Genomic DNA, 25788 nt, shown 5'->3' on the forward strand with positions numbered 1-25788 from the left:
ATGCAGACAGGGAATTTGACCATGACCTCCGACATCATCGAAATCTGGGCCGGGATGCTCGGCTTTGCCTATCTTGCGGCCTTAGGCCTTTATTTCGAGATGCTTTCCGCTCGGAAGCGCAGTCACGTCGCGGCGAGCCATGGCTTCAGTGATCGCACCAGGCCGCGCGCGATGGAGAGCAAGCACTCCCGATAATGCCAATCCCCATCGGGTAATGCATTTCCCACTTTTTTGCCGAGCGGGCGGCAGACTTAGCCACAATCATTTCCGGACTGAGGTGTTTCATGAAGGCAATGGTGCTGGAGAGGCTGGGCACTCCTTTGAAGGCCACCGATCGCCCCGACCCTACGCCGCGACCGGGTGAAATAAGGCTCAGGGTCGAAGCCTGTGCGGTCTGCCGGACCGACCTGCATGTCGTCGACGGGGATCTGCCGCGCCCGAAGTTGCCGCTTGTCCCAGGCCACGAAATCGTCGGCATCGTGGATCTGGTTGGTGAGGGCGTGTCGCCGTCTCGGCTTGGCCAGAGAGTAGGCGTTCCTTGGCTCGGACATACCTGCGGGCATTGCCCCTATTGTGTCGCTGGCGCCGAAAATCTTTGCGACGAGCCGCTCTTCACCGGCTACACCCGCGACGGCGGCTTCGCGAGCCATGTCGTTGCCGATCAGCATTTCGCTTTCGAGCTCGACGCCGTGGCGGACCCGGTGTCGCTGGCGCCGCTCCTGTGTGCAGGGTTGATCGGCTGGCGCTGCCTCAAGAAGGCGGGCGACGGCCGAAGACTGGGCATCTATGGCTTCGGTGCCGCAGCACATATCATCACCCAGGTCGCGATCTGGCAGGGACGAGAGATATTCGCCTTCACACGTTCCGGCGACACCCAGGCCCAGCAATTCGCGCGCTCGTTGGGCGTTGTCTGGGCAGGGTCGTCCGATGAATTACCCGTCGCCGAGCTTGACGCGGCGGTCATCTTCGCACCGGTTGGCGAACTGGTGCCCGCGGCGTTGCGGGCTGTACGCAAAGGCGGCCGCGTGGTCTGCGGCGGTATCCATATGAGCGACGTCCCATCGATGCCCTACCGACTTCTCTGGGAAGAAAGAGAGTTGGTGTCAGTCGCCAATCTCACTCGCCGTGACGCGGAAGAGTTCTTTCCGATGGCACAGCGTGCTCAGGTGCGCACGCACACAAAAGTCTATCCGCTCGAGCAGGCCAATCAGGCGCTGGACGATTTGCGGATGGGCAGGCTGAGCGGCGCCGCTGTCCTGACGCCATGATGCCGCGGATAAGTTGGCGCCGGCCAGTTTGATTTAGCGCAAGGACAGCGGACGACCGCGCGAGCAGTGTGGATAGACGATGTCAGCGCTTGTGCTGTCGTACTGATGGAGGATCAATATGAACACCGTTTCCAAGCTGGGAATTGCCGTCGCCATGCTGATGGCCGGCACTACCGGTTCGGTCTGGGCTGCTTCGCTTGTCCAGGTCTCTCTTTGGGACAAGGGCGCGAGTACGGAGATGCCGATGGGCCTCGCCTACGCGACGCCAGGACTGGACATCTCAAAAGCTACCATGGGCCTCAAGGTCTCGCCCGGCGCGGTGAAGGCCGGAAAGGTCACTTTCAAGGTCAAGAACGATTCCAAGGATACCATTCACGAAATGATCGTGATGTTCCTTGCCGACCCGAAAAAGCCGCTCCCTTACATTGACGCCGAGAACCGGGTCGACGAAGACAAGGCTGGCGACAAGGGGGAGGTTTCGGAACTTGATCCGGGCAAATCAGGCGCTTTGACCGTTGACCTGCAAGCGGGAAAGTACCTGCTCATCTGTAACGTGCCAGGCCACTACGGCGCCGGCATGTGGGCCGAATTTACCGTCAATCCATAGGCTGGTCGGCCGAGGTCCGCGATCGTCGCTGCCTGCCCGGATGGACAGGTTCCCGAAGTTTGGGCGCACACCAAGATTAGTGGCTCCGGCATTTGTTGCCGCGTCGGCAATCCAAATTGCCTTCGCGACTTCCGGAGCAGCGTCTCAAAGCCCTCGCTGGCCGAGTTCGCCCATTCGCCCGATCCACTTAGCGCGTTTCGCGTCGCTGGCGCTTGCGACCATGCCGAACAAGGTTTCGCGCACCGGCCTGATCCCGACAAAGTTGAGAATGCCGCGCCGCATGCCGGCAATCCCGTGGCTGAAGAACCATATCCGGTAAACGGCCGCCGGCATTCCCATCGTCACCACCAGGCGGGCGGAGCGGCCACGCAGCAAGGATTTGGCGAAACCTTCGCCTTTGGCCGGGTAGGCGAATGCCGTGCCTGGTCGCATCACCTGCTCCAGGAAAGCCTTCAGCATGGCCGGCACGGTGCCCAGCCAAAGCGGGAAGATAAAGACGAAATGCTCCGCCCAGACGACTGCCTCTGTGGCCTCTCTTAGGCTGTCGGGAATCTTGCCATGCTCGAACTCCTCCATCGTCCGGAGCATCGGAAAGTCCAGCAAGGCGAGGTCGATCTTGCGCACGGTGTGACCAGCGCGTTCCGCGCTTTCGGTATATGCGGAAGCCAAGGCCCGGCAGAGCCGGTCGGGAGACGGGTCGGGATGGCCGATGACAACGAGGATACGGCGTGGCACCACTTGGCTCCTACCAACTGAGGGACTGCTAGCCATTCGCGGCTTCACGATGCGCGACGTGCGGTGCCATGTCGGTCAGCGCTTTGAGATTTCGTTCCGCTTTGCCGCGCGCAAAGTTCTCCAGCACCGTGCCGCCCATGGCGTCGGCCGTCAAAGTTCGCTGATCAATTCCCGCAGCAACAACCGGACATCCTTTGCTGTTTCGGCAAGTGCTGGATTTTTGACGGACCCCATCGCCGCTGCCGGATCGACCGCGGCAATTTCGACTTTGCCTGGCGAGATCTCGGTCACGATCACGTTGCAAGGCAGCATCGCGCCGATCTTGTCCTCGGCCTGCAGTGCGCGCCATGCGAAATGCGGATTGCAGGCGCCAAGGATCATGTAGGGCTTGAAATCGACGCCCAGCTTGACCTTCATCGTGTGCTGGACATCTATCCTTGTCAGGATGCCGAAGCCCTTACCGGCAAGCTTTTTGGTGACATGTTCGATCGCCGCGGCAAACGGCATGTCGAGGTTTCTGCTGAAATAGTAACTCATCGGATCTTCCTTCAACGAAATACCTTCGCCCTCAGAGCAGCTTGGTCGCGTCGTCGCTCTAGCTAGCCGCAGGGTGCCGGTGAAGCTTTGATCCAGCGCAATGAATGTTCGCCGCCTCCGGTGAATGTGGCGGTGAGGAGTTTTCCGGAATGACAATCCGAAATCTTGAATATGCCGTTTCGCCGAAATCCGTCGCTGTCATCGGCGCGACCGGGCGCATTGGCTCGGTCGGTTGCGTTGTCTTCGACAACATTGTCAGCGGCGGCTTCGAGGGAGAGATCTGGCCGGTTAATCCCAAACACTCACAGGTGGCCGGCCACCGCTGCTACGGCAGTGTTGCCGACCTGCCGGGCATTCCCGACCTGGCCGTGATCGTTACCCCTCCCGACACCGTTCCCGGGATCGTGCGCGAGCTTGCTGAGAAGGGGACACGTGCCGCCGTTGTCATCACGGCGGGGCTCAATCACGGGAACGGACTGCGCCAGGCGATGCTCGATGCAGCCAAACCTTGGCTTATGCGGATCATCGGGCCAAACACGATCGGGTTGATAGTCCCTCCAGCGAAGCTCAACGCCAGTTTCGCCCATATGGCCGCGAAGCCTGGGAACATCGCGCTGATCTCGCAGTCAGGCGCGATCGCCACATCGCTGATCGACTGGGCGGCCGAGAACAATGTCGGCTTTTCCCGGATCATTTCCCTCGGCGACATGGCGGACGTCGACGTCGGCGACTGCCTCGACATGCTGGCGGGCGATTTTCACACGCGAGCTATCGTGATGTACCTCGAAACCATACCCAATCCGCGCAAGTTCATGTCTGCCGCACGGGCGGCTGCACGCCTCAAGCCGGTTATCGCAATCAAACCTGGCCGGCACGAACAGGCGGCCAGGGCGGCGGCGACACACACAGGCGCGCTTTCGGGCGCGGACAGGGTGGTGGACGCCGCGCTGCGGCGGGCAGGGGTGCTGCGTGTGGATGATCTCGCTGAGTTGTTCGATGCCGCTGAAACGATCGCGCGCTATTCTCCGCTCGAGCGGGCGCGCGTCGGCATCGTCACAAACGGCGGCGGCGCCGGCGTTCTTGCCGTCGACAAGCTCGTCGATCGTAGTGGCGAGTTAGCTGAACTTGCGCCTTCGACCATTGCGCAGCTCGACCGTGTGCTGCCGCCGACCTGGTCGCACGCGAACCCGATCGACATCGTCGGGGACGCGGCACCGGAGCGCTATGGGGCGGCGCTCGAAGCCTTGGCGGCGGATCGGGGGACGGACGTCATCCTGGTGATGAACTGCCCCACCGGGCTTGGTTCTTCGGCAGAAGCGGCCAGGAAGGTGGCCGAGCTCGGCGACGAGGGCGAGATCGGAGGAAAACCGCTGCTGGCGTGCTGGCTCGGCGAGCGCACCGCCAACGAAGGCAGGCGCATCCTGACGGAAGCCGGCATTGCGAGCTTCGAAACGCCGGAGGATGCGGCGATCGCCGCGTCCTATCTCAGCGAATGGTCGCGGGCTCAGCGGGCGCTCCTGCGTGCGCCCTCAAGCTGGACTGAAGGCCAGGCTGCCGGCAAGGCAGCGGCGCATGCCATCTTCAGGCAAGTAGCCACCGAAGGGCGACGCATGCTGACGGAGCCGGAAGCAAAAGCGGCAATCGCCGCCTACGGCATCCCTGTGCCGCGAACCATTGTTGGAAGGTCTGCCTCTGAAGTGGCGCAGGCAGCCGGCCAGCTTCTCGAAAACTCTGAAAGAGTGGTCGTCAAATTGCTGTCGAAGGTGGTTTCGCACAAGTCGGACGTCGGCGGCGTGGTCCTCGATATTGCGACCGCCGACGAGGCTGCGGAGGCCGCCCAGTCGATCGAGACAAGCCTGCGCACGCAGTCACCAGGGACAGTGGTGGACGGCTACACCGTGCAAGCCATGGTCGTGCGCAAGCATGCACAGGAGCTCATTTTGGGTATGAACCTGGACCCGATGTTCGGCCCGGTCATTTTGTTCGGCGCCGGCGGCACAGCGGTCGAGGTTGTGAATGACACCGCGATCGCCCTGCCGCCGCTGGACGATGTGCTGGCTAGCGACGTGATCGACGCGACCAGGGTAAGCCGCCTGCTAGCCGGTTATCGCGATCGCAAGCCGGCCAACCGCGATGCGATCATCGCCGCGCTGAACGGCCTGTCGCAAATAATCGTCGACTTCCCTTGCCTGGTGTCGCTCGACATCAACCCGCTGCTGGCGGACGCAGAGGGGGTGATTGCGCTTGACGCCCGCATCGAAATCGACCCACGACGGGTGGATGAAGCGGCGCCAAACCCGGCTCTTGCGATCAGGCCCTATCCGTCAGGATGGAGTCGCGATTTTGTCTCTGACGGTTTCTCCTTCCACATCAGACCGATCAAGCCGGTTGACGTCGCGCTCTATCCCGCGTTCCTGGCCAAGATTTCGCCCGATGATCTACGGCTGCGATTCCTGTCCGTGCGGAAGAACTTTCCGGACCAGATGCTGAAGCGGCTCACCCAGCTGGACTATGATCGCGACATCGCCTTCGTCGCGCTTGAAAAGGAAACGGGAGCGCTGGCCGGAATCGGCCGGCTTTCCTGCGATCCCGATCACCGGACTGGCGAATATGCGCTGCTCGTGCGGTCGGACCTGCAGGGCCATGGCCTCGGATGGGACCTCCTGAACCAGGTCATCGACTATGCGAAGGCTGAAGGCATCGGTCGCATCGAGGGCATAGTCCTCAACGAAAACAGCAAGATGCTTACAATGTGCCGGGAGTTTGGATTCTCGGTTGCTCACCATCCCAGCGAGCCGGGCCTTTCTGTTGCGACTTTGGAGATCATCTAAGCGACGCCAAGGCCTGTCATCCGGTCTTTCTGAAGCTGGCAGTAGTTGAAGCAGCGGCCTCGACCAAGGCCATCCTCTCGGCGGTGATTTCGTCCGCATCGATTTTATGCCAGGTGTTCCCCCCTGATTTTGGTTGCATCATTCTTCGGCCTCGCCGCTGAAGCCCTGCAAGTCTTGCTAGCGCTGGAGCGTCTGAACGTAACCGGCAAGGTTTTGAATGCGTTCCGTGGTTACGGCCTCGCCGCCGTAGGGACCGTACTTCTTCACGTCGTCGGGCAGGAACTGATTGCCCCAAACGGGCATGTCGCGCGCGCCATGCTCTGGAACGAGGCCGCGGCCGTCGATCGTCGCGTAGACCCGCCAGTAGGGGAACTCCCCGCCATTGCCCCTCGTAAGCGTCGTCAAATTCGCGGGGCGCTTCCGCAATACGTCGGCCATTGGTCCGTCGCCCCTGCCGTCCGCGCCGTGGCAGACGGCGCAGGAGTTGAGATATTCCTGCTGCCCATTGCTCATCTGTTGTGCCGCCGCGGTGCTCAGCGTCAGCGTAAAAAGACCCATCGTCGTCCAGAATCTCATCGAATCCGCCTCCAGCCAATGAATCAGGCTAAGGCGTGTCGCCCACGCAGACGTTGATCGGGATCAATCCTGCTAAGCGATCGATTTGATTTAGCGCAAGGAAGGAATCCGAGCTGCTGGCTACGGCTAAGTCCACTGGGAATCTTTCCCGAACTAGGAGACGCCGCCATGCCATTCAAGACATTGCTCACGGTTACAGGGGCCGATCAGGGAGACGATGATCTGAAGCTTGCCGCCGGCCTGTGCGAAGAAATCAATGCCCATCTCTCGGCGCTTGTTCTGGTCATCGCGGCGCCTCCCGCTGGCGGAGCATATGCCGAGGTGGTTTCGCCGGCTTGGCTCGCGGAGCGAGAGGTCGAAATGGAAATGCTTCAGAAGCGGACCTCGGCCGTTTCCAAAATGCTGTCGGCGATCCCCGTATCGACTGACCTCAGCAGCGATTACCCCGAGCAGTCCTGGGCGGATGACGTCATCGGCCGGCGCGCCCGCTACGCCGACTTGACCATTGTCGGACCGGAAGTGCTCGCAAGCCAGATGCTCAAGGAAAAGATCGTTGCCGGTGCACTGTTCTCGTCCGGGAGGCCGGTCTTGCTGGTCCCGAAAGGAGCGCGCGCAACGTTGAAGCCAAAACACGTCCTTGTCGCCTGGGACGCCAGTCTGGAGGCGGCGCGTGCCGTGCGGGAATCGCTCGACATCCTGTCAAGGGCCGATGAGGTGCGCGTGGTCATGGTCGACCCGATCGAGGATGAACGGCACCATGGCGACGAACCCGGGGCGGACGTGGCGACCTATCTCTCCCGTCATGGCGCGAAGGTTACGGTAGAGCGTCTGCCGAGTTCAAATCACTCGATCGGCGAAGTTCTTCGCCAGCACGCGGTCGACACCAGCGCCGAGCTCATGGTCATGGGCGCCTACGGTCATTCTCGGTTGCGCGAGCGGATCTTCGGAGGTGTGACCAGGTCAATGATCGAGAACCCGGGATTGCCGATCATCATGGCTCGCTGAGCGTAAGACGCTGCGCTTGCATAGTCCTCTCAGGGCGATGGCGGATGGCCTGGATCTTATCCTAGCCAGCGACGAGGTGGCTTCGGCGTTTGTCTCCCAGGGCCGTCGCGGGGCGATCCAGAAACGTCGCGTGAATTGGCGTTGACCTAACGCAAAGCCGGGCTGCGATCGGCGAGGTAAAATGCTTCGATCGATGACGGAGTAAGGCAATGCAGAAAACCTTGGTCAAGTTGGCGGCGAGCGTCGCTTTGGCCCTCTGTTCAAGCCACGCATGGGCGCAGCTACCGCTAGACGCCGAACGTTACCCTCGGGGGTCTCACATGATGTGGTGGGGTGGAGGCTGGTACCCACTTATGTTCGGTCCACTGTTCATGATCCTCTTTCTCGTGGCAGTGATTGCAACCGTCGTGCTTCTGGTCCACTGGCTGAGCGGGCAGGCAATGCCACCGTATCACGCGTGGCCGGGCCGGACGCCGCTCGACACCCTCAAGGAGCGATTTGCGCGCGGTGAAATCGACAGGGTCGAATTCGAGGAACGACGGCGAGTGCTCGGCGAGTAGCGGATTTGAGCATGTGGATGAGGGCGATGTCTTCGACAGGCAAGGCCCCACCGACCTGATCCGCGGCCATGATGTGGTGATCAGCGCCGTGCATTTCTTTGATAGCCACTGCGGAACGCTGATCGCCGCCGTGCGCGATTCCGGCGTGAAGCGCTACCTCATCGCCGGTGGCGCCAACTGGGCTTCGCGAGACTCCTTCCCCATCAGCGTCGGCATGGTTAATAGTGTCGATTTCGCGGAAAGGATCGATCATGGACCAAAGCCGGCTGTCGAAGAAGGAGCGGCATCAGCTCATCCTGTCGGAGGTGCGCCGCTCGGCCTCGATCCGTATCTCCAGGCTCGCACTGCGCCTGGGTGTCGCCGGCGAGACCATCCGCCGCGACCTTATCGAGCTTGGCGATGCGGGACTGCTCAACCGCACCTATGGCGGCGCGACGATCTCTCTGGTGACATCCGAACCGGTCATCGCCGAGCGCAGCCTGACCATGATCGAGGAGCGCGCCCGGATCGGGCGCGGTGCGGCGGGATTGGTCGAGAAAGGCCAGATCGTGATGATCGATGGCGGCTCGACGACCTATGAGGTCGCGCGCAGCCTCTCGCAGCTGAAACGCGAGCTGACTGTCATCACCAATTCCATCGGCGTGGCCTCGGTGGCGGGCGCCAATCCGACGTTCCGGGTTATCCTGTGCCCAGGCACCTATGACAGCCGCGAAGCCAGCGTCGTCGGGGAGGATACGGTGGAGTTCGTCAGGCGCTACAACGCCGATATTGCCATCATCGGCGCCTCGAGCCTGTCCGCGGACGGGCCTAGCGACATGATCCCCGGGGCGGCGGCGGTCAAGCGGGCGATGATTGCGCGCGCATTGTCGACGGCGCTGGTGGTGACCAATGACAAGTTCGGCCGCAACAGCCTCGAACGCGTCTGCACACTCGACGCGCTTTCCGACATCGTCACCGATCGGGAGCCGCAGCCGGCGCTGCGCGCCATCATCGAGGCGGCTGGAACGGAACTCCGCGTCTTCAGCGGTGCCTGAGCGCCACTCCCGGAAGGCGGCCGATCAGTCGCAACCCGTATCCGCCCGAAAGAACGCCGACCGTCAGACGGGGAACAGGAACGCCGAGGCGGGATCGAAATAGATGCGCTGGCCCGTAGCGGCGGCACCGACCGGTTCCACCGCGTCCGAGGTTGGCCTGACATCGATTTCGTCTCCGCCTGCCGTGCGCGCCACGACGCGGCGGCGGTCGCCGAAGAAGGCGGTGTCGACGATCTCGACGGCAAGAGCGGCGCTCGCCGGTCCAGGCGTCAGGCTCAGTGCTTCCGGGCGCACCATCAGCCGGACTTTTTGGCCTTTGCCGAACGGCTTTGCCGTTTTCAGGCCGGAGACGATCGAACCATCCGCCAGACGCACCGTCGCCGCGCCGGCGGCGGTTTCCAGATGTTCTGCCGGCAGGAAATTCGAATTACCGATGAAACCGGCAACGAACTCGCTGGCCGGTCTGAGATAAAGATCCTCGCCGGTGCCGATCTGTTCGATGCGGCCTTCCCTGAACAGAGCGATGCGGTCCGAAAGATGCAGCGCCTCTTCCTGGTCGTGGGTGACATAGAGGATGGTGACGCCCGTCTCGCGATGGATGCGGCGGATTTCGGTCTGGATATCCTGGCGCAATTTCTTGTCGAGCGCCGACAGCGGCTCGTCCATCAACAGGATCGGCGGATCGTAGGCGAGCGCGCGGGCCAACGCCACGCGCTGCTGCTGGCCGCCCGACAATGCGCCGGGCTGGCGGTCGGCGAAGTTCTCGAGGCGCACCAGTGCCAGCATGTCGGCGACCTTGCGCCTGACCTCGCCGTCGGGCCGGCGGCGCACGCGCAGCGGAAAGGCGACATTCTCGGCGACACTCAGATGCGGAAACAGCGTGTAGCGTTGGAACACCATGCCGATGTTGCGCTTGTGCGAAGGCACCGAGAGCAATGACTTGCCTTCCAGAAGCACATCGCCGGAGCTCGGATCCTGGAAGCCGGCGATGGCGTAGAGCGTGGTCGACTTGCCTGAGCCCGAGGGGCCGAGGAACGTCAGGAACTCGCCCTTGGGCACGTCGATGGTGACGTCATGGACGGCGACGAAGGCGCCGAACGTCTTTCTCACCGCGCTTATGGACAGGAAGGACGGGGTCATCTGGACAATTTTCTGCGAAGGAGTGCGGTTACGATCATCAGGCACAGTGTCAGGCCGACGAGCAGGCTGGAGGCGGCGGCGACGACTGGGCTGAGGTCGGCGCGCAGGCTGCCCCAGATCTTGACCGGCAAGGTTTGCAAGGTCGGGCTCGCCATGAAGATCGCCACCACGACTTCGTCCCACGAGGCCAGGAAGGCAAAGATCGCCGCCGAGAAGATGCCGATGCGGATCGACGGCAAGGTGATCCTCAGCTTCGCCTGCAGCGGGCTGGCTCCGCAGACGATGGCGGCGTCCTCGATGGATTTGTCGAAACCTTCGAGCGCGGCGGTGATCGGGATAATGGCGAAGGGCAGCGCCAGAATGGTGTGGGCGATGACGAAGCCGATCGTGGTGCCGGCCAGTCCGATGCGCAGGAAGAAGGCGTAGACGGCGATGGCGAAGACGACTACCGGCAGCACCATCGGCGTCAACAACAGCCCACGCAGGAGCTGGCGTCCGCGAAACTCGCCCCTGACCAGGCTGAAAGAGGCGAACAGGCCGATGATCACGGCTGATATGGCGGCCATGGCGGCGATCTTGGCGCTGGTCAGAGCCGCGTCGATCCAGGTCGGATCAGCCAGCAATTGCTGGTACCATTTCAGCGTCCAGCCGGGTGGCGGAAAGGCCAGCCAGCGCGACGAACCGAACGACAACAGCACGATGAAGACCACCGGCAAAAGCAGGAAAGCCGCGACTGCCGCCGTGAAGCCGACAAGCGCCACGCGCAGCCATCCGAGCCGGTCATAGTCGAGCAGCATGTCAGAGCCCTCCGCCGGCGCGTCTGGCGCCGACCAGGCGAAGCTGGATCGCGTAGAGCGCCATGGTGACGACAAGCAGGACGAAGGCGGCCGCGCTTCCAAGCCCCCAGTTGAGCAGGGATTGCACCGTCTGGGCGATCATTTCGGCCAGCATCATGTTGGATGTGCCACCGAGCAAGGCGGGCGTGACGAAGTAGCCAAGCGACATGACGAAGACCATCAGGCCGCCGGCGGCGATGCCGGGAAGCGACAGCGGCAGAAGGACGCGGCGGAAAGCATCGAACGGGCTTGCGCCGCAAAGGGCGGCGGCGCGCAGTGTCATCGGGTCGATGGCGCGCAGTGTGCCGACCAGCGGCAGGATCATGAAGGGCAGCATGATGTAGACCATGCCGATGGTGACGCCGGCCAGATTGTTGATGAGCGGCAGCGGCTCGTGGATGATGCCCAGACCCATCAGTGCCCTGTTGATGACGCCGGTGCGCTGCAGCAGCACCATCCAGGCATAGGTGCGGGTGAGAAGGTTGGTCCACATCGACAGGATGATGATGCCGAAGACGATCGAACCCATGGCGGGCGGCATGATCGCCAGCATCCAGGCGACGGGAAAGGCGACCAGGATGGTGACGGCGGTGACGACCGATGCGACCAGGAAGGTATTGAGGAACACCCGCACATAGGTATCGCTGCCGAAAAGTGCCGCGTAATTCTGCAAGCCCGGTTCGGGATCGGTGACGCTGCGCAGCAAAAGCGCGACCACCGGCACGATGAAGAACAGGCCGACCAGGATGATGGCCGGCAAGGCGCTGCCGCTGCCGGCCGGCAGGCCGGCGATCGAGCCGCGTCTGAAAGAACTCTCCTGCATCGAGTGGTCCTGTCTCGAAACGGGGCGCGCAAGCCGCGCCCCGTTGATCCGCAACGGCGCTACTTGGTCTGCCAGGCGTACCAGCGCGTGGCGATCTCGTCGCGATGCTCGGCCCAGTAGTTCATGTCGAGGTTGATCTGGCCATCGACATGGGCATCGGGCAGGGCCTTGACCGCGTCGGCGGGCATCTCCGCCTTGGCCTTGGTGTTGATGGGTGCGTAGCCGCTTGCCTCGGCGAACTTCGCCTGGCCGGTCGGGCTGGTTGCGGCGGCGAGGAACTTCATCGCGCTGTCCTTGTTCTTGGCACCCTTCGGAACGACGAGCACATCGGCGGCCGTGAGGTTCTGGTTCCAGGAGACGCCGACATCGGTGCCATCCTGCTGGAGCGCGAAGACGCGCCCGTTCCAGAGTTGGCCGAAGGCGGCCTCACCAGAGGCGATCAGCTGCTGCGATTCGGCGCCGCCGCCCCACCAGACGATGTCGGACTTGATGGTGTCGAGTTTCTTGAAGGCGCGGTCGAGGTCGAGCGGATAGAGCTTGTCGGCCGGCACGCCGTCGGCCAGCAGCGCGATTTCGATGACGCCGGGCGCCGACCATTTGTAGAACGTCCGCTTGCCGGGGAATTTCTTGGTGTCGAACATGTCGGCCCAGCCACTCGGTTCACCCGGGACGGCGCCCTTGTTCCAGGCAAGCACGAAGGAATAATAGAAGCTGCCGACGGCATGCTCATTGCTGAAGCGCGGATCGAGGTCGGCCTTCGGCACGACCGCATAGTCGATCGGCTCCAGCAGCCCGTCCTTGGCCGCCTTGATGGCGAAGTCCATCTCCACGTCGACGACATCCCAGGTGACGTTCTTGGCATCGACCATGGCCTTGAGCTTGCCGTAGTCGGTCGGCCCGTCCTGCAGGACCTTGATGCCGGAGCTGGCCTCGAACGGCGCCGCCCAGGATTTGGTCTGCGCTTCCTGTGTGGTGCCGCCCCAACTGGTGAACGCCATCTCGTCGGCCTTGGCGGCGGTTGCCGCGAGCAGTCCGGCCAGAATGCCGGTCAAAATCAGTTTCATGTCATTCTCCTCTGTTGGTCTGTTCTTGTTTTTCTCGGTGCACCCGCGTCCGACGCTCCTCAGCGCATGACGAAAGGATCGGGGATCGGCTCGTCCGAGGTCTTGATCCAGACCGATTTCGAGCGCGTGTAGTCTCTGATGGCATCGAGCCCGCCCTCGCGGCCGAGGCCCGACAAGCCGTAGCCGCCGAACGGAACCAGCGGTGACACGGCGCGATAGGTGTTGACCCAGACAACGCCGGCATGGATGTCGCGCGCCATGCGGTGCGCCTTGCCGAGATTGCTGGTGAACACGCCCGAAGCCAGGCCGAAGGGCGTGTCGTTGGCGAGCGCCAGCGCTTGTGTCTCGGTGTCGAAGGCCAGTACGCTGAGCACCGGCCCAAACAATTCCTCGCGCACGCAGGGCAGGTCGCCGTCCCCGGTATCGATGATGGTCGGTGCGTAGTAGAAGCCGTCGCCGGCTGGCCGTGTTCCGCCGGTGACCAGTCTGCCGCCAGCGGCAAGGCTCTCGGCGACGATCTTCTCGATCCAGTCGCGCTGGCGCAGCGTGGCGAGCGGACCCATTTCGGTGGCCGGGTCCTGCGGATCGCCGATGCGGATCGCTTCGGCCTTGCGCTTCAGCCGAGCCAGGAATTCATCCTTGACCGAACGTTCGACCAGCAGCCGCGAGCCGGCGACGCAACTCTGGCCGGTCGCCGCGAAAATGCCGGCGATCACCGCATTGGCGGCGCTGTCGAGGTCGGCGTCGGCAAAGACGACGACCGGGCTTTTGCCGCCGAGCTCGAGCGTGGTGTAGGCGAGGTTCTCCGCCGTGTTCCTGACGATGGCGCGCGCCGTCGACGGACCGCCGGTGAAGGCGACGCGGGAGACCAACGGATGGCTGGTCAGGCGCCGGCCGCACTCGTGGCCGAAGCCGGTGAGGATGTTGACGACGCCCGGGGGAAAGCCGGCTTCCCGCACGAGCTCGGCAAAGGCGAGCAATGGCGCCGGGCCATCCTCGGAGGCCTTGAGCACGACCGTGCAGCCGGCGGCGAGCGCCGGGCCGAGCTTGACGGCGGACAGGAAGAGCTGCGAATTCCAGGGTACCACGGCGGCGACGACGCCGATCGGTTCGCGGCGGATGGTGACGTCGAGATCCGGCTTGTCGATCGGCACGTGCGCGCCTTCGTGCTTGTCGGCGAGCCCGCCATAATAACGGTAGTAGTCGCCGACATAGGTGATCTGGGCGCGGGTCTCGCGGATGATCTTGCCGGTGTCGCGCGTCTCGAGTTCGGCCAGGCGTCCGGCATTGGCGGCGACGAGGTCACCGAGCTTGACCAGCAGCTTTCCACGCGCCGTTGCGGTTGTCGTTCGCCACGGTCCCGACTGCAGCGCACGGTGCGCGGCCTCGACGGCGCGGTCGACATCGGCTTCGCTCGCCGCCGGCAGTTTCGCCCAGGCCGTCCCGGTCGACGGGTCGATGCTGTCGAAGGTGGCCGATGGCTCGTCGAAGCGGCCATCGATAAAATTTCTGAATGCAGCGTCGGTCATTGGCTCGTCAGTCAAGGGCTCGCGATCAGAGGAAGGCCGGCATCACCCGGTCGATGAACAGTTGCAGCGATTTTTTCTTGCGCTCATGCGAAAGGCCACTGTCGATCCAGATCGAATACTGGTCGTAGCCGAGTGCCTCATAGGCCTTCAGCCGGGCGACGACCTCGTCCGGCTCGCCGATCACCAGGTTCTGCCGGATCTTGTCCGGCGCGTATTGCGGCATGGCCGCGATCTCGTCCGGGGTGAGCGGCTCCAATATGCCCTGATGCACCGGCTTCTTGTTCTGGAACCAGGCGCCGAACTGGCAGTAGAAATTCGACAGGTCCTGCGTGAGGCGATCGGCATCGGCCGCGTCCTCGGCGACGAATGTGTGCATCAAAAGCATGATTTCCGGTCGTTCGATGTCCGGGTGCGCGGCGCAGGCGGCGTTGAAGCGCTGCATCAGGCTTTTCACCTCGTCGTCGCCGGATGCCAGCGGCGTCACCTGAACCTTGCAGCCATTGGCGACGGCGAAATCGTGCGAGTTCGGGTCGCGCGCCGCCACCCAGACCGGCGGGTAGGGTTTCTGCAGCGGCTTTGGCGAGGAGGTGGTCGAGGGGAACTGCCAGAATTCGCCGGAAAGCTCGAAGTCGCCGTCCCAGAGGCCACGGATCGCCGGGATGATCTCGCGCATGCGCTGGCCGGCGCCCCAAGCGTCGAGCCCCGGGAAGACGCGTTGATATTCATAGCTGTAGGCGCCGCGCGCGATGCCGATGTCGAGCCGTCCGCCGCTGATGACGTCGGCCATCGCCGCCTCGCCGGCAAGCTTGATCGGGTGCCAGAAGGGGGCGATCACCGTTCCGGTGCCGAGGCGGATGCGGCTGGTCCTGGCCGAGAGATAGGCGATGTTGATGAAGGGATTGGGCGAGATGGTGAATTCCATCCCGTGATGTTCGCCGATCCAGGCGGTTTCGAAACCGGATCGCTCGGCCATCAGCACCAGCTCTTCGAGCTCGGCTACAAGCTCGGAATGCGGCTTGGCCAGATCCGACCGTTCCATGTGCACGAAGAGCGAGAACTTCATTCCTGGTCACCTGTGTTGGCGGCGGAGAGGGCGGTCTGGGCGAGTGGCCTGACCTCACCTTCGACCTCGTTGCCGACATAAACGCCGAATGCGTCTTCCCTGCATTCCTTGATGTAGCGGGCAAGCATCGAACGAACCGCCGGATCGGCGATCTTCAGCTGTTGGATCGCATCGATGTCGATGAGGCGGATGCCGCGATCACTGGAGGCGGGCACATCGAAAGTGCCGCGATAATAGACATGTGTGCGCGCGACATTGCCGGCGTCGTCCCAGACGGCGAAGAGGAAACCGAGCTGCGCCTCGATGGCTTTCGCTGCAAGAAGCCCTTTGAGGCTTTTGCCGTCGCTTGGCGAGCCAAGCCCGCGGCCGCGTGGCAATTCGTAGAAGCCGGCAGCCGTTTCGAGGAAAAGGACCCTGCCGCCATTCTCGAGGACAGCGCCGACATCGGTGCCGGGCTGGGCCGCGGCGAGTGCCTCCTGGCTGAGGCCGGGTGTGACATAGGCGCCGCGGCAGTAGCCGAGAGGCTGCGCGGCGTTGTGCGCGAAATCGCGGACGCGGCCGATCAGGATGGAATGATCGCCGGCATCGACCAGCCGCTCCATGTCGCAGTCGAAGGATGCGACCGAGCCGTCGAGCACCGGGCTGCCGGTCCGGCCCGGCTGCCAGGCGACGGCGGCGAATTTGTCCGTCGCCTTCGAGGCGAAGATGCCCGAGGCAGCCTTCTGATCCTCGTTGAGCACGTTGATGGCAAAGCTCTTGGCGGTGGCGAAGACGGGATGGCCAAGCGCCTTGTGGGCGATGCAGACCAGCACCAGCGGCGGGTCGAGCGAGACGGAAGTGAAGGAGTTGGCGGTGAAGCCGCGCGGCTCGCCTTCCGGGCCGATCGTGGTGACGATGGTGACGCCGGTGAGGAAGGAACCCAGCGCGCGGCGGAACTCGCTGCTGTCGAAACCGGTTTCCGAGCCGTTGCCCTGCCGAGCTGCTTCGCTTTCCCCAAGAAAATCGACGATATGGCGCGTTGTCAGATCGGGGGCCGCCACGGCCATCATGTGTTTCTCGCCCGGCAACACCGTGCAGCGGCCACGCAGCGCCAGGCGTGCCATGGCGGCCGACATTGCCGGCGAAGAATTCCTGTCCTCGGAGCCGGTCATGAACAGCGCCGGGACGGCCAGCGTCGGCAGGCGCTCCGCTTGATCGCCGTCGGCACGGGCGAACAGGCGATAGGTGCGGGCGTAGCCTTCCGGGTCGACCGCACTCAGTGCGGATGCCGTCTTCCGAGCCGCCGTTTCCAGCTCGGCCGGCACCGGATCTCCGAACCAGCGCGCGATGGTCTGCGCGGCACCGGCAGCGTCGCCACGGCCGTCGAGAGCGGCCGCGCGTTCGCGAACCGCCTCGGCCAACTCAGGCGGGCGACGGAACACGGCATTCAGGGACACGATGCGGCGGACGCGCTCCGGTGCGCGCAGCGCGAGCTCCTGGGCAACAAGCGCACCCATGGAATGGCCGACGGCGGACACCTGGTCGAGGCCGAGATGATCGAGTAGGCGAATGGCTTGATCGGCGTAGTCGGCCAGTTCCGGGTGCCGCGGCGGCAACGGCGACTGGCCATGGCCGAGCATGTCGATGGCGATCACGTCGAAACGGTCGGCCATCCGCTCGATCTGCGGCTGCCAGATCGCGGCGTTCATGCCGACGCCGTGGATGAACAGCACCGGCATGCCCGCGCCGGCGCGGATGAAGCTGGTCCCGTCGGGGGCCTTGCCCTGTCGAGCCCATGCCGATGCCGAAGCGTCAGTCATGCAGGCCCCCGAGTTCCTTGAGGTCCTGGTAGCGATCGCCGATCCGGTGGTGCGGGCGGCCGCCGATCGATGCTCCAAGCGCCACCACCAGTTCGTCCGGCGCCGGCGCGTCGCCGATCTGAAAGTGCACCGTCAGGTAATGCGAGCGCCGCCCCTCGTCATTCTTGTCCATCAGCGGGATCATGATCGGGGTGTTCGGCCCGCCGCGCAGATTGGTGAAGGCGAGATAGGTCTTGGCGCCGACGGCACGGCGAAAATGATTACCGAAATGCAGGGTGTGGATCAGTGCCGAAGCGTGCTCGATCTCGCCCGATGTGCCGCAGAGGGCGGCCTTGCCGTAGCCCTCGATCGCCTCGCCTGAACCGGCGATGGCAATGATCTCGCGGGTCAGGATTTCGCCGAGCACCGGCGCACAGGCGCGGATCTCTGGCGACAAATCCTCGGTGAAGCCGCGTCCTGCCCAGGGGTTGGTCAGCACCGCGGCGACGCCGATCAGGCGCAGTGGCCGGGGTGCGGCCTTGCCGCCTTCGATCAGCGTGTTCTCGGTATAAGTCACAATCTTGCGAATGGCAGGCTGCATGGAAATCCTCGATCGGCGACGTTACAGGGCTGTGCAATCCCTGCATCATCTTATGGTATACCATGCTATGGAGTGCCAAGTGCCTTGTCAACCGGGTATCGAATCTGTTTTCGTGACGGCGCAGGAGACGACACATGCCAGACGACACGCTTCGCATCGACCGCAGCGCCAAGACCTTGAGGACTCTGGCGCTGGAGCGCATGCGCGAAGCGATCATGGATTTTCATTTCCAACCCGGCGAAAGGCTGGTCGAGCGGCCGCTCTGCGACCAGCTTGGCGTCAGCCGTTCCGTCGTGCGCGAGGTTCTGCGGCAGTTGGAGGCCGAGGGGCTGGTGCAGATGATCCCTGGGCATGGGCCGGCGGTGGCCAGGCCCGATCTCGGCCGCACCGACGAGATATACGAGCTGAGGGCCTTGCTGGAAGGCATCGCGGCGCGCGCCTGTGCGCTGTCGGCCACCGGTGAACAATTGGCGACGCTTGAACGCGCCCTGGGCGACCTGTTCGCGGCGTGGGCGTCGGGGATGCCCCCGGCGGTGATGCGGGCGACGACGAAATTCTACGAGGCACTGTTCGAGGCCGCCGACAAGCGTGTGGCTTGGGAAATCGTCAGCGGGCTGAATGTCCGCATCAACCAGCTCCGTTCGATGACCATTGCCTCGGCCAAGCGGCGCGAAGCGGCGATCGCGGAGATGAACGAGATCATGGATGCGATCCGCGCACGCAAGCCGGAAGAGGCGGAAGCCGCGGCGCGGCGCCACGTCGAATCCGCCTGGCAGATCGCCCGCACCGCGCTGCGGCCCCCGGCGTGAATTCGCCTATGCACCGCCAGCCATGACCGACCGCAGCCAGGCGGTGATGGCATCGAAGTCGATTGGTTTGGCCGTGTCGACGTCGAAGAGTGGTCCGCGCCGCAACGGCTCGGCACGCCTGGCGAGTTCGATCAATTCGGGGATATAGGCGGCGCCGGGATGGCCGGCGGGACGCTGGTCGAGCCGGGCTCCATAGCGCTCTGCGAGCACTTCGCCGGGCGCGTGGCACCAGATTTCCACAGTCTGTTCGACCCCAGCTTTTCGCAGATGATCCTCCAGAACCTCGCGCGGCTGGAAGCCGAACCAGGCGTCGACGATGACGGTCGTACCGGCGGGGGCTTCGCCGACGACCGACCATATCGCCTGGTAGCTGGCGCGGCCGAGTGTGCGGTTGAACAAGCGGTCGCCGCCGCCGAGCACTTCGAGGAACGGGTTCTTGATCGTGTCGAGCGCTAGCAACGGCCAGCCCATGCGGTCGGCAACGCCGCGCGAGACCGTGCTCTTTCCGCTGGCGGGAATGCCGTTGACGAGCACGGCGCGCCTGACGTGGCCGGACTGGGCCAAGGGCGCAACCGTTCCGGCATCCGGCTCTGCCGCCAGTGCCTGCAGGCCGGCGCCGATCACGCCCGCGTCGTCGCCAAGCTGCGCGGCTTCGACCTGGCACTGATACCAAGGTGCCATCGCCGGCGCGCGGCCGAGGGCCGCTTGTGCAGCCCGGCCAAGACCGCCTCCAAGCAGCACCAGATCAGGAGCAAGCACGGCAACGGCTGTGTCGATGGCGGCCCGCAACGGCCTCGCCCAGGCGTCCAGTATGTCGCGTGCCTGGATGTCGCCGGCCGCATCACGGGCAAAGAGCTGATCGACCGAAATCTCGGCGCCGAGCCCGGCGCGTGCAATGTGCCGGCCGAGCGCCGTGCCCGAACTGGTGGTCTCGACGCAGCCGCGCCGGCCGCAGGCGCAGACCTCGCCATTGACGTCGACGGTGATGTGACCGAGCTGGCCAGCCGTTGCCGAGCCTCGCGTGATCCGCCTGTCTTGAGCGACGGCGCCGCCAATGCCGGTGCCGATGGTGAACATCACGATGTTGCCGTGGCCGCGCCCGGCGCCGAGCGCCATCTCGGCGGCCAGCGCCATGTTGCAGTCATTGTCGATGACGACAGCCTTGCCTGTCATGTCTTCCAGGCGTTGCGCCAGCGCAACCGAGGCGAGGTTGACATAGCCGCCCGACAGGACCGCGCCACGCCGCGCGTCGACGCGGCCGGGAACGCCGACGCCGATGGCTTTCACATCCGGCGTGTCGAGAAGGCGCACCATGTCGGCGATCCGGCCGAGCACCAGCTCCGGATCGGGCGCGCTTCTTTCGAAAACACGCTTGAGGATTTCACCGGTCTCGGAGATGCGTGCGGCACGCAGATTTGTGCCGCCGATGTCGATTCCTATGCTGAGAGGCATGGCGTCCTGCGCGTGATCCAAATTAAAGCGCGTTGCGCTGAAACGGATTCAGGCGACGCGCTTCAAGTTCCTGTTTTGATACATGTCGTTGTCCCGGAACCGCTCCACACTTCTGGGCGACATGCATTAGATTATCAGGCGGCGGCTTTCTGCCGATAGTGCCCGATCACGGCCTGGATCTCACGCAATCGCGGCACTGCGATGGTCTTAAGCCTTTCGCGCTGGATGTCACGGTCGAGTGAGATGCAGTCCTTCCACAGCGAACGGCCGGCGATGACGCCAGAGGCGCCGTTCTGCATGGCGATCTCGACCTGGCCAAGGAAGGTCGCGTGGTTGACGCCGGCCGAAAGCACCGCCCACGGCACGTCGCCGGCCATTTCAGTGATGTTGGCGCAGGCCTGCGGGGTTCCCGGGTAGGGAAGCTTCAGCACCTTGGCCCCGCACTCCAGCGAGATCCTGGTGCCTTCCTCGACAAGCCATGGCGTCTTGGCCGCATAATCCTCGGGGCTTTCCCCATCGAGCTGATAGGTCAGGAACTCGACGACCAGCAGCAGGTCCTCTTGCCCGAAATCGGCGATGCACTGGCGCAGGATGGCGATGTTGTGGTCATTGGCTTCAGGCTTGTCGGCCCGCAGATACACCATGATCTTGCCGCCCGTGCCGCCGAGCTCGCGAACGCGGCGCGCGTCGACGCCGGGAACCAGCCGTGACAGGCGGTAGCCCTCGGGCGAGACGTCGAAACCGGAAGCGTCGAGGCCGATGAGCAGCGCCGTATCGCGGTTCAAGACACCCTCGTCGACAATGCGCGGCACCGCGCAGAGCGGGTCGAGCAACACGCAAGACGCCGCACTGGCGAGGTAGCGGGTGATATCGGCCTTGGTGTCGCCGAGCATGTCGTTGGTGATCTTGGCCTGTTCCGCGGGGTCGGACGCCAGCAAGGTCCGCATACCGCCGCGCTGGTCGCAGGCGATGGCCACCATGGCCCCATCCTTGCCGCATATCTGCTGATAGCCGCGCAGCTCGGCGGTGGTCATTTTCGTCATGGTCTCAATCCGATGTTGGCGCCTCTCACGAAGGGGCGCGGATCCAGTGGAAACAACGATGTTCAGTTCTGCCTGCCTTGCCGGCAGGACGCCGTGATCCGCGCTTCGCCCTCGAAGAAAGCCGCCTCGTCGACCTCGCGGCCAGGGAGCCGCCGCACGTTGCGAGTTGGCTGGATTTGCGCGATAACTCCCATCGGCATATACGTGTGTAACACGTTGCTGAAAGGAATTGCAAGCTGTCTGTTTCCCCCATACAGGACGCGACCGCATCACGGACGATGCTGCACACCGTGGCCAAGCTGCACTACGTGGAAGAGATGTCGCAGGTCGACATCGCCCGGCGGCTTGGTGTCTCCACCGCAACGATTTCGCGCTTGCTGCAGCGGGCGCGGGCCGAGGGCATTGTCCGCATCGAGGTTCTCGACCTGGCAACGCCGGAGGACATCACCAGGCAGCTGATCGAAGGTTTGAAATTGCGGGATGCCGCCGTGGTCGAGACACCGGCGGCGGGCACGCTGGCCGCGCTCGCGGCGCCGCTTGGCGGTCTGCTCAGGCAGGCGCAGTTGGTGGCCGGCTCCGTCGTCGCCATAGGCTGGGGACGCGCCGTGCGCGAGGTGATTCGAGCCGGCTTGCCGCGCATCCCCGGCGTGCTGACCGTGGCCGCCACAGGCGGCATGCAGCAGCAGGCGGCGCATTTTCAGGTCAACGAATTCGTGCGGCTCGCCGCCGAGGAGTTCGGCGGCACCCCGCATTTCATCCATGCGCCCTATCTGCCCTCCACCGAGTTGCGCGAGGTTTTCCTGCGCGACGCCGCCATCCGCGATGCCGTGGCCTTGTGGGAGAGGACCGATGTCGCGATCGTCGGCATCGGCCTGCCGCATGCCATCAATGCCCCCGAAGCAAGTGCCGCGACGCCGAGCGAGCAAGCGCTGGTTCATGCCGCCGGCGACGTGCTTCGCCATTATTTCGACGCCGAGGGGACACTGATCGCCTGGGAAGGGGAGAGCCGGATGATCGCCATGTCGCCGGCGCAGTTGCGTGCCGTGCCGCTTGTCATCGGCCTTGCAGCATCGCCGGAAAAGGCGACGGCAATCATTGCCGCCGTTCGCGCCGGGCTCATCAACACGCTGGTGACGGATACCAAGACAGCGCAGGCCATCCTCGCCGCGCTCGCATAGCACTGCCGCGATTGGCGGCTCTCGGCGGAGCCCCTTGGCGCAGCCACGAAAACCAGTTGTGCCGCCGAAAGCCACGGGCGATAGTTGACCGGGGCTCCGCGGAGCAGTCGTATGTTGTACGGTGTGAAAAACCCGGCGCTGCCAGCTCGGAAAAACCGAGTTGCAATTTATTTCTGCAAAGTGTTACAAGTTCGAACGCCCGCCTGCACGGCGAGGCGTCGGGCATAGTTGGCCGGGCTTCGCGGAGGCGGAAGAACCGGGCTGTGGCCAGGTGCGCCGGTCGGTTGACCGGCTGACATATCGACTGGAGGGCGCTTGGGAGGAGCTGCCCACGAAAGGCAAACAGGCGTTCCCGGCCGTCGGCATCCGAAACGGATGACGGCCATTCCAATGTCACTTGCAACGGCAGATCTGCCAACAATGAGGAGGATGTCATGAAGAAGATTGTTGCCGCGCTCGCGGCGCTTGCCGTCAGTGCGACGGTGCTGATCGCGCCAGCGCAGGCGCAGGACAAGAAATACACCATTGCGCTCATTCCGGGCCTGACCACCGACGGCTTCTACATCACCATGCGCAAGGGCGCCCAGGCGGCCGCCGACGCGCTCGGCGTGACCCTGGTCTTCCAGGGTGCGCCGGACTTCAACCCGGTCACACAGGTGCCGGTGCTCGACGCGGTCATCGCCAAGAAGCCAGATGCGATCCTGATCGCGCCGACCGACAAGGTCCAACTGGTCGAGCCGCTGCGCAAGGCCAATGATGCCGGCATTCCGGTCATCACCGTCGACACGTTCATCGGCAGCGGCGTCTATCAGACCGGGGCCGGCGATGCCGATTTCCCGCTGGCCTACATCGCCTCGGACAACGTGCTCGGCGGCGAGATCGCGGCGCGGGCCCTGGCGACGTCCATCGGCGACAAGGGCAAGGTCTACGTCTCCAACGTCAAGCCCGGCATCTCGACCACCGATCAGCGCGAGGAGGGCTTCAAGAAGGAGATGGCCAAGCATCCGGGCATTACAGTGCTGGAGACCCAGTTCAATGACGACGACGCCAACAAGGCGGCCTCGCAGCTGCAGGCGGTGTTCGCCCGCAATCCCGACCTGGTCGGCGTGTTCGGCGCCAATCTGTTCTCCGCGCTGGGCGCGGCCAATGGCGTCAAGCAGGCGGGGCAGACAGGCACCGTCAAGGTTGTGGCTTTCGACGCCCCGACCAGCATCGTCGACAACATCAACACCGGCCTGGTCGACGTGGCGATCGCCCAGCATCCGGCCGAGATCGGCTATTACGGCGTCGTCTCGGCCTATGCCCATCTGACCGGCCATTCGATCCCGGTCACCATCGGCACCGGCTTCACGATCATGAACAAGTCCAACATCGCGGATCCGAACATCTCGAAGTATCTCTACTCCGAGTAAGTCCAGACCGGCTTGGCTCCTCCCGGTCCACCGGGAGGAGCCTGCACCGGGTCCTCGCCAATCGAGACCTGTTTGAAGGCGCCGCGGAGTATCCATGACCTCGACATCACCAGCCCAGCCTGCCGAGAAGCATGTCGCCCCTCAGGCTGATCACGGCGATCCGGCCAGGAGCCTGGTCGCGCGTATCGCCGAAGGGCGTGCCTGGCTGTTCCTGGCCGGGCTGCTCATCTGTTTCGAGGTCTGGTCGCGGCTCGCCTTCGGCGCGACTTTCGTGCTCAATCCATTCAACCTGCAGTCCATTGCGATCTTCGCGGTCGCGCCGCTGCTTCTGGCGACCGGCCAGACTTTCGTCATCATTTCGGGCGGCATCGATCTGTCGCTCGGCTTCATCATGGGCCTTGCCGCCGTCATCGCCGCGCACGCCACCAACATGGCGGGCGCCGCCATTCCCCTGCCGTTGGCCATGCTGGCGGGCATCCTCGCCTCGGTGATCGTTGCCGGCGTGCCGGGCGTCATCAACGGCCTGCTGATCTCACGCCTCAGGGTGCCGCCCTTTATCGGCACGCTCGGCATGTTCGGCGTCGCGCGTGGCGCCGCCTTCCTGCTTGCCGGCGGCACCACGGTGCCGGTACAGAATTCCTGGTTCGCGCTGCTCGGCAACGGCAAGTTCTATGGCGTGCCCTATCTGGTGCTCATCACCGCGATCTTCGTCATCGTGATGCACTATCTGCTCAGCCAAACCCGGTTCGGCCAGCACAATTATGCCATCGGCGCCAATGTGCAGGCGGCGCGTCGCGCCGGCATCGACATCAGGGGCCACATCCTGCGGCTCTATGTGTTGTCGGCAATGTGCGCCGGTCTCGGCGGCGCGCTCTACGCCGCGCGCTTCACAGCGGGTGCCGCGCAAGCCGGCGAGCCGCTGCTGCTCGACAGCGTCGCTGCGGTGGTCATCGGCGGCGCCAGCCTGTTCGGCGGCTCCGGCACCATCTTCGGCACCGTCGCCGGCGCGCTGGTGATCGCGGTCATCCAATACGGGCTGGTCTTCGTCAATGTCGAGCCGTTCTGGCAGTTCATCGCCGTCGGCGTCGTCATCATCATTTCCGTCCTTATCGACCAGGCGCAGCGCCGGTTCAGTGGAGCCCGTCAGGATGAATAGCACCAACCAGAACGGCCCCCTGCTGGAAGTCCGCAACCTGTCGAAACATTTCGGCGCCGTGCGTGCGCTCAACGACTTCTCCATGGCCGTGCGGCCGGGCGAAGTGGTGGCGCTTGCCGGCGACAATGGCGCCGGCAAGACGACGCTGATCAAAGCGATCTCGGGCGTGTTCCAGCCGACCGGCGGCGAAATCCTGCTCAGGGGGCAGCCGGTGACGTTCGCGACGCCGCAAGAGGCGCGCGAGAAGGGCATCGAGACGATCTACCAGGATCTCGCGCTCGCCGACAATCTGTCGATCGGCGCCAACATCTTCCTTGGCCGCGAACCGATGCGCAAGGCGTTCGGCTTCCTGCCGGTGCTTGACCGCAAGGCGATGGCAGAAGCGGCAAAGCAGACGATGGGTCGGCTGGACTTCCATGTCAGCCGGCTCGAGGCTCCGGTCAGCAATTTCTCCGGCGGCCAGCGCCAGGCGGTCGCCATCGGCCGCGCCGTCTACTGGGATGCGCAGATTCTGATCATGGACGAACCGACCGCCGCCCTTGGTGTGCCGGAACAGCGCAAGGTGATCTCGCTGATCCATCAGCTCAAGGCGCAAGGGCGCGGCGTGATCTTCATCTCGCACAATCTGCAGGACATCTTCGCGGTCTCGGACCGCATCGTCGTACTGCGGCGCGGCGTCCAGGCCGGCGAGCGCAAGATCTCGGAGACCAACCATGATGAAGTCGTCAAGCTGATGGTCGGCGGCTAGCTC

Annotated in this window: 27 protein-coding genes; 12 read left to right on the top strand and 15 right to left on the bottom strand. The window is 64.1% G+C overall.

Translation table 11 applies throughout. The features are described from left to right. Nucleotides 1-21 precede the first annotated feature (21 nt). From A3AU_RS01000000135700 to A3AU_RS0119350, 3 genes are all read left to right on the top strand, one after another. Nucleotides 22-195, top strand: coding sequence for a hypothetical protein (locus A3AU_RS01000000135700; protein ID WP_154674617.1), 174 nt, complete (start codon nucleotides 22-24; stop codon nucleotides 193-195). Nucleotides 196-284: 89 nt separating this feature from the next. Further along, nucleotides 285-1268 carry a zinc-dependent alcohol dehydrogenase family protein gene (locus A3AU_RS0119345; RefSeq protein WP_027054326.1) on the top strand — a complete coding sequence of 328 codons (984 nt, stop codon included), beginning with the start codon at nucleotides 285-287 and terminating at the stop codon, nucleotides 1266-1268. 118 nt (nucleotides 1269-1386) lie between these two features. After that, a complete protein-coding gene (locus A3AU_RS0119350; protein ID WP_027054327.1) occupies nucleotides 1387-1875 on the top strand; it encodes a cupredoxin domain-containing protein in 489 nt (162 codons plus the stop codon). 144 nt (nucleotides 1876-2019) lie between these two features. Here A3AU_RS0119350 and A3AU_RS0119355 read toward each other — a convergent pair whose 3' ends face one another. The 3 genes from A3AU_RS0119355 to A3AU_RS0119365 are packed head-to-tail and all read right to left on the bottom strand — an operon-like array spanning nucleotide 2020 to nucleotide 3147. Further along, nucleotides 2020-2610: an NAD(P)H-dependent oxidoreductase gene (locus tag A3AU_RS0119355; RefSeq protein ID WP_027054328.1), complete on the bottom strand. Its 591-nt coding sequence runs from the start codon at nucleotides 2608-2610 to the stop codon at nucleotides 2020-2022. A gap of 28 nt (nucleotides 2611-2638) precedes the next feature. Further along, a complete protein-coding gene (locus A3AU_RS1000000140775) occupies nucleotides 2639-2764 on the bottom strand; it encodes a hypothetical protein (RefSeq protein ID WP_272481094.1) in 126 nt (41 codons plus the stop codon). Then, nucleotides 2761-3147 (bottom strand): DUF302 domain-containing protein, encoded by a 387-nt coding sequence (locus tag A3AU_RS0119365; RefSeq protein WP_027054329.1) that lies wholly within the window; start codon nucleotides 3145-3147, stop codon nucleotides 2761-2763. Before A3AU_RS0119365 ends, A3AU_RS1000000140775 begins: the two co-directional genes overlap by 4 nt. 149 nt (nucleotides 3148-3296) lie before the next feature. Between A3AU_RS0119365 and A3AU_RS0119370 the strand changes: the two genes are divergently transcribed. Beyond that, entirely contained in the window at nucleotides 3297-5978 is a 2682-nt protein-coding gene (locus tag A3AU_RS0119370) for a bifunctional acetate--CoA ligase family protein/GNAT family N-acetyltransferase (protein ID WP_027054330.1), read from the top strand. A gap of 177 nt (nucleotides 5979-6155) precedes the next feature. Here A3AU_RS0119370 and A3AU_RS0119375 read toward each other — a convergent pair whose 3' ends face one another. After that, the gene (locus A3AU_RS0119375) at nucleotides 6156-6554 is read right to left on the bottom strand and encodes a c-type cytochrome (RefSeq protein ID WP_027054331.1); all 399 of its coding nucleotides are present in this window, start codon (nucleotides 6552-6554) and stop codon (nucleotides 6156-6158) included. Between the two features lie 168 nt (nucleotides 6555-6722). On the opposite strand from A3AU_RS0119375, the gene A3AU_RS0119380 reads away from it, so the two are divergent. Both A3AU_RS0119380 and A3AU_RS1000000140965 read left to right on the top strand, forming a co-directional pair. Next, the gene (locus tag A3AU_RS0119380; protein ID WP_027054332.1) at nucleotides 6723-7559 is read left to right on the top strand and encodes a universal stress protein; all 837 of its coding nucleotides are present in this window, start codon (nucleotides 6723-6725) and stop codon (nucleotides 7557-7559) included. Between the two features lie 371 nt (nucleotides 7560-7930). Next, a complete protein-coding gene (locus A3AU_RS1000000140965) occupies nucleotides 7931-8119 on the top strand; it encodes an SHOCT domain-containing protein (protein WP_418001071.1) in 189 nt (62 codons plus the stop codon). Here the strand turns inward: A3AU_RS1000000140965 and A3AU_RS1000000139910 are convergent. Beyond that, on the bottom strand, nucleotides 8046-8372 hold the full coding sequence (locus A3AU_RS1000000139910; protein WP_167335246.1) for a hypothetical protein: 327 nt from the start codon (nucleotides 8370-8372) through the stop codon (nucleotides 8046-8048). The genes A3AU_RS1000000140965 and A3AU_RS1000000139910 overlap by 74 nt on opposite strands. On the opposite strand from A3AU_RS1000000139910, the gene A3AU_RS0119390 reads away from it, so the two are divergent. Next, nucleotides 8371-9153, top strand: coding sequence for a DeoR/GlpR family DNA-binding transcription regulator (locus tag A3AU_RS0119390; RefSeq protein WP_027054334.1), 783 nt, complete (start codon nucleotides 8371-8373; stop codon nucleotides 9151-9153). The two genes, A3AU_RS1000000139910 and A3AU_RS0119390, sit on opposite strands and share 2 nt — an antisense overlap. Nucleotides 9154-9216: 63 nt before the next feature. Here the strand turns inward: A3AU_RS0119390 and A3AU_RS0119395 are convergent, their stop codons facing one another. From A3AU_RS0119395 to A3AU_RS0119430, 8 genes are read right to left on the bottom strand one after another with little or no spacing between them, the layout of a single operon-like run. Continuing rightward, nucleotides 9217-10293: an ABC transporter ATP-binding protein gene (locus A3AU_RS0119395; protein ID WP_027054335.1), complete on the bottom strand. Its 1077-nt coding sequence runs from the start codon at nucleotides 10291-10293 to the stop codon at nucleotides 9217-9219. Beyond that, complete coding sequence (locus A3AU_RS0119400) at nucleotides 10290-11090, bottom strand: ABC transporter permease (RefSeq protein WP_027054336.1); 801 nt, start codon at nucleotides 11088-11090, stop codon at nucleotides 10290-10292. The genes A3AU_RS0119395 and A3AU_RS0119400 overlap by 4 nt, the downstream gene beginning before the upstream one ends. Nucleotide 11091: 1 nt before the next feature. Beyond that, on the bottom strand, nucleotides 11092-11952 hold the full coding sequence (locus A3AU_RS0119405; protein ID WP_027054337.1) for an ABC transporter permease: 861 nt from the start codon (nucleotides 11950-11952) through the stop codon (nucleotides 11092-11094). A gap of 59 nt (nucleotides 11953-12011) precedes the next feature. Beyond that, a complete protein-coding gene (locus tag A3AU_RS0119410) occupies nucleotides 12012-13016 on the bottom strand; it encodes an ABC transporter substrate-binding protein (protein ID WP_032917709.1) in 1005 nt (334 codons plus the stop codon). A gap of 59 nt (nucleotides 13017-13075) precedes the next feature. After that, nucleotides 13076-14545 (bottom strand): aldehyde dehydrogenase, encoded by a 1470-nt coding sequence (locus A3AU_RS0119415; RefSeq protein WP_027054339.1) that lies wholly within the window; start codon nucleotides 14543-14545, stop codon nucleotides 13076-13078. Between the two features lie 25 nt (nucleotides 14546-14570). Further along, nucleotides 14571-15608, bottom strand: a complete 1038-nt coding sequence (locus A3AU_RS0119420; RefSeq protein ID WP_027054340.1) for an LLM class flavin-dependent oxidoreductase — start codon at nucleotides 15606-15608, stop codon at nucleotides 14571-14573. Beyond that, the gene (locus A3AU_RS1000000140780) at nucleotides 15605-17407 is read right to left on the bottom strand and encodes an alpha/beta fold hydrolase (protein WP_027054341.1); all 1803 of its coding nucleotides are present in this window, start codon (nucleotides 17405-17407) and stop codon (nucleotides 15605-15607) included. The genes A3AU_RS0119420 and A3AU_RS1000000140780 overlap by 4 nt, the downstream gene beginning before the upstream one ends. Next, complete coding sequence (locus A3AU_RS0119430; protein ID WP_027054342.1) at nucleotides 17400-17987, bottom strand: amino acid synthesis family protein; 588 nt, start codon at nucleotides 17985-17987, stop codon at nucleotides 17400-17402. The genes A3AU_RS1000000140780 and A3AU_RS0119430 overlap by 8 nt, the downstream gene beginning before the upstream one ends. Nucleotides 17988-18121: 134 nt before the next feature. Between A3AU_RS0119430 and A3AU_RS0119435 the strand changes: the two genes are divergently transcribed. Beyond that, nucleotides 18122-18796, top strand: a complete 675-nt coding sequence (locus A3AU_RS0119435) for a GntR family transcriptional regulator (protein WP_027054343.1) — start codon at nucleotides 18122-18124, stop codon at nucleotides 18794-18796. A 6-nt stretch (nucleotides 18797-18802) separates the two neighbouring features. Here A3AU_RS0119435 and A3AU_RS0119440 read toward each other — a convergent pair whose 3' ends face one another. Continuing rightward, nucleotides 18803-20248 carry an ROK family protein gene (locus A3AU_RS0119440; RefSeq protein ID WP_027054344.1) on the bottom strand — a complete coding sequence of 482 codons (1446 nt, stop codon included), beginning with the start codon at nucleotides 20246-20248 and terminating at the stop codon, nucleotides 18803-18805. Between the two features lie 134 nt (nucleotides 20249-20382). After that, a complete protein-coding gene (locus A3AU_RS0119445) occupies nucleotides 20383-21291 on the bottom strand; it encodes a tagatose-bisphosphate aldolase (RefSeq protein ID WP_027054345.1) in 909 nt (302 codons plus the stop codon). A 278-nt stretch (nucleotides 21292-21569) separates the two neighbouring features. On the opposite strand from A3AU_RS0119445, the gene A3AU_RS0119455 reads away from it, so the two are divergent. The 4 genes from A3AU_RS0119455 to A3AU_RS0119470 all read left to right on the top strand — a co-directional run bounded on the left by A3AU_RS0119455 (nucleotide 21570) and on the right by A3AU_RS0119470 (nucleotide 25785). Further along, the gene (locus A3AU_RS0119455; RefSeq protein ID WP_027054346.1) at nucleotides 21570-22469 is read left to right on the top strand and encodes a sugar-binding transcriptional regulator; all 900 of its coding nucleotides are present in this window, start codon (nucleotides 21570-21572) and stop codon (nucleotides 22467-22469) included. A 434-nt stretch (nucleotides 22470-22903) separates the two neighbouring features. Next, a complete protein-coding gene (locus A3AU_RS0119460) occupies nucleotides 22904-23881 on the top strand; it encodes an ABC transporter substrate-binding protein (RefSeq protein ID WP_027054347.1) in 978 nt (325 codons plus the stop codon). Nucleotides 23882-23975: 94 nt separating this feature from the next. Beyond that, nucleotides 23976-25037, top strand: a complete 1062-nt coding sequence (locus tag A3AU_RS0119465; RefSeq protein ID WP_027054348.1) for an ABC transporter permease subunit — start codon at nucleotides 23976-23978, stop codon at nucleotides 25035-25037. Beyond that, nucleotides 25030-25785, top strand: coding sequence for an ATP-binding cassette domain-containing protein (locus tag A3AU_RS0119470; protein ID WP_027054349.1), 756 nt, complete (start codon nucleotides 25030-25032; stop codon nucleotides 25783-25785). The genes A3AU_RS0119465 and A3AU_RS0119470 overlap by 8 nt, the downstream gene beginning before the upstream one ends. Nucleotides 25786-25788 lie beyond the last annotated feature (3 nt).

This window comes from Mesorhizobium erdmanii USDA 3471, assembly GCF_000472705.1.
In the GTDB taxonomy this organism is placed as follows: Bacteria; Pseudomonadota; Alphaproteobacteria; order Rhizobiales; family Rhizobiaceae; genus Mesorhizobium; species Mesorhizobium erdmanii.

Excerpts from the sequence above, each read along its gene's own strand:
- A3AU_RS01000000135700 (WP_154674617.1), top strand. The coding sequence starts at position 22 with ATGACCTCCGACATCATCGAAATCTGGGCCGGGATGCTCGGCTTTGCC.
- A3AU_RS0119345 (WP_027054326.1), top strand. The coding sequence starts at position 285 with ATGAAGGCAATGGTGCTGGAGAGGCTGGGCACTCCTTTGAAGGCCACC.
- A3AU_RS0119350 (WP_027054327.1), top strand. The coding sequence starts at position 1,387 with ATGAACACCGTTTCCAAGCTGGGAATTGCCGTCGCCATGCTGATGGCC.
- A3AU_RS0119365 (WP_027054329.1), bottom strand. The coding sequence starts at position 3,147 with ATGAGTTACTATTTCAGCAGAAACCTCGACATGCCGTTTGCCGCGGCG.
- A3AU_RS0119370 (WP_027054330.1), top strand. The coding sequence starts at position 3,297 with ATGACAATCCGAAATCTTGAATATGCCGTTTCGCCGAAATCCGTCGCT.
- A3AU_RS0119375 (WP_027054331.1), bottom strand. The coding sequence starts at position 6,554 with ATGAGATTCTGGACGACGATGGGTCTTTTTACGCTGACGCTGAGCACC.
- A3AU_RS0119380 (WP_027054332.1), top strand. The coding sequence starts at position 6,723 with ATGCCATTCAAGACATTGCTCACGGTTACAGGGGCCGATCAGGGAGAC.
- A3AU_RS1000000140965 (WP_418001071.1), top strand. The coding sequence starts at position 7,931 with ATGATCCTCTTTCTCGTGGCAGTGATTGCAACCGTCGTGCTTCTGGTC.
- A3AU_RS0119390 (WP_027054334.1), top strand. The coding sequence starts at position 8,371 with ATGGACCAAAGCCGGCTGTCGAAGAAGGAGCGGCATCAGCTCATCCTG.
- A3AU_RS1000000139910 (WP_167335246.1), bottom strand. The coding sequence starts at position 8,372 with ATGATCGATCCTTTCCGCGAAATCGACACTATTAACCATGCCGACGCT.
- A3AU_RS0119395 (WP_027054335.1), bottom strand. The coding sequence starts at position 10,293 with ATGACCCCGTCCTTCCTGTCCATAAGCGCGGTGAGAAAGACGTTCGGC.
- A3AU_RS0119400 (WP_027054336.1), bottom strand. The coding sequence starts at position 11,090 with ATGCTGCTCGACTATGACCGGCTCGGATGGCTGCGCGTGGCGCTTGTC.
- A3AU_RS0119405 (WP_027054337.1), bottom strand. The coding sequence starts at position 11,952 with ATGCAGGAGAGTTCTTTCAGACGCGGCTCGATCGCCGGCCTGCCGGCC.
- A3AU_RS0119410 (WP_032917709.1), bottom strand. The coding sequence starts at position 13,016 with ATGAAACTGATTTTGACCGGCATTCTGGCCGGACTGCTCGCGGCAACC.
- A3AU_RS0119415 (WP_027054339.1), bottom strand. The coding sequence starts at position 14,545 with ATGACCGACGCTGCATTCAGAAATTTTATCGATGGCCGCTTCGACGAG.
- A3AU_RS0119420 (WP_027054340.1), bottom strand. The coding sequence starts at position 15,608 with ATGAAGTTCTCGCTCTTCGTGCACATGGAACGGTCGGATCTGGCCAAG.
- A3AU_RS1000000140780 (WP_027054341.1), bottom strand. The coding sequence starts at position 17,407 with ATGACTGACGCTTCGGCATCGGCATGGGCTCGACAGGGCAAGGCCCCC.
- A3AU_RS0119430 (WP_027054342.1), bottom strand. The coding sequence starts at position 17,987 with ATGCAGCCTGCCATTCGCAAGATTGTGACTTATACCGAGAACACGCTG.
- A3AU_RS0119435 (WP_027054343.1), top strand. The coding sequence starts at position 18,122 with ATGCCAGACGACACGCTTCGCATCGACCGCAGCGCCAAGACCTTGAGG.
- A3AU_RS0119440 (WP_027054344.1), bottom strand. The coding sequence starts at position 20,248 with ATGCCTCTCAGCATAGGAATCGACATCGGCGGCACAAATCTGCGTGCC.
- A3AU_RS0119445 (WP_027054345.1), bottom strand. The coding sequence starts at position 21,291 with ATGACGAAAATGACCACCGCCGAGCTGCGCGGCTATCAGCAGATATGC.
- A3AU_RS0119455 (WP_027054346.1), top strand. The coding sequence starts at position 21,570 with ATGCTGCACACCGTGGCCAAGCTGCACTACGTGGAAGAGATGTCGCAG.
- A3AU_RS0119460 (WP_027054347.1), top strand. The coding sequence starts at position 22,904 with ATGAAGAAGATTGTTGCCGCGCTCGCGGCGCTTGCCGTCAGTGCGACG.
- A3AU_RS0119465 (WP_027054348.1), top strand. The coding sequence starts at position 23,976 with ATGACCTCGACATCACCAGCCCAGCCTGCCGAGAAGCATGTCGCCCCT.
- A3AU_RS0119470 (WP_027054349.1), top strand. The coding sequence starts at position 25,030 with ATGAATAGCACCAACCAGAACGGCCCCCTGCTGGAAGTCCGCAACCTG.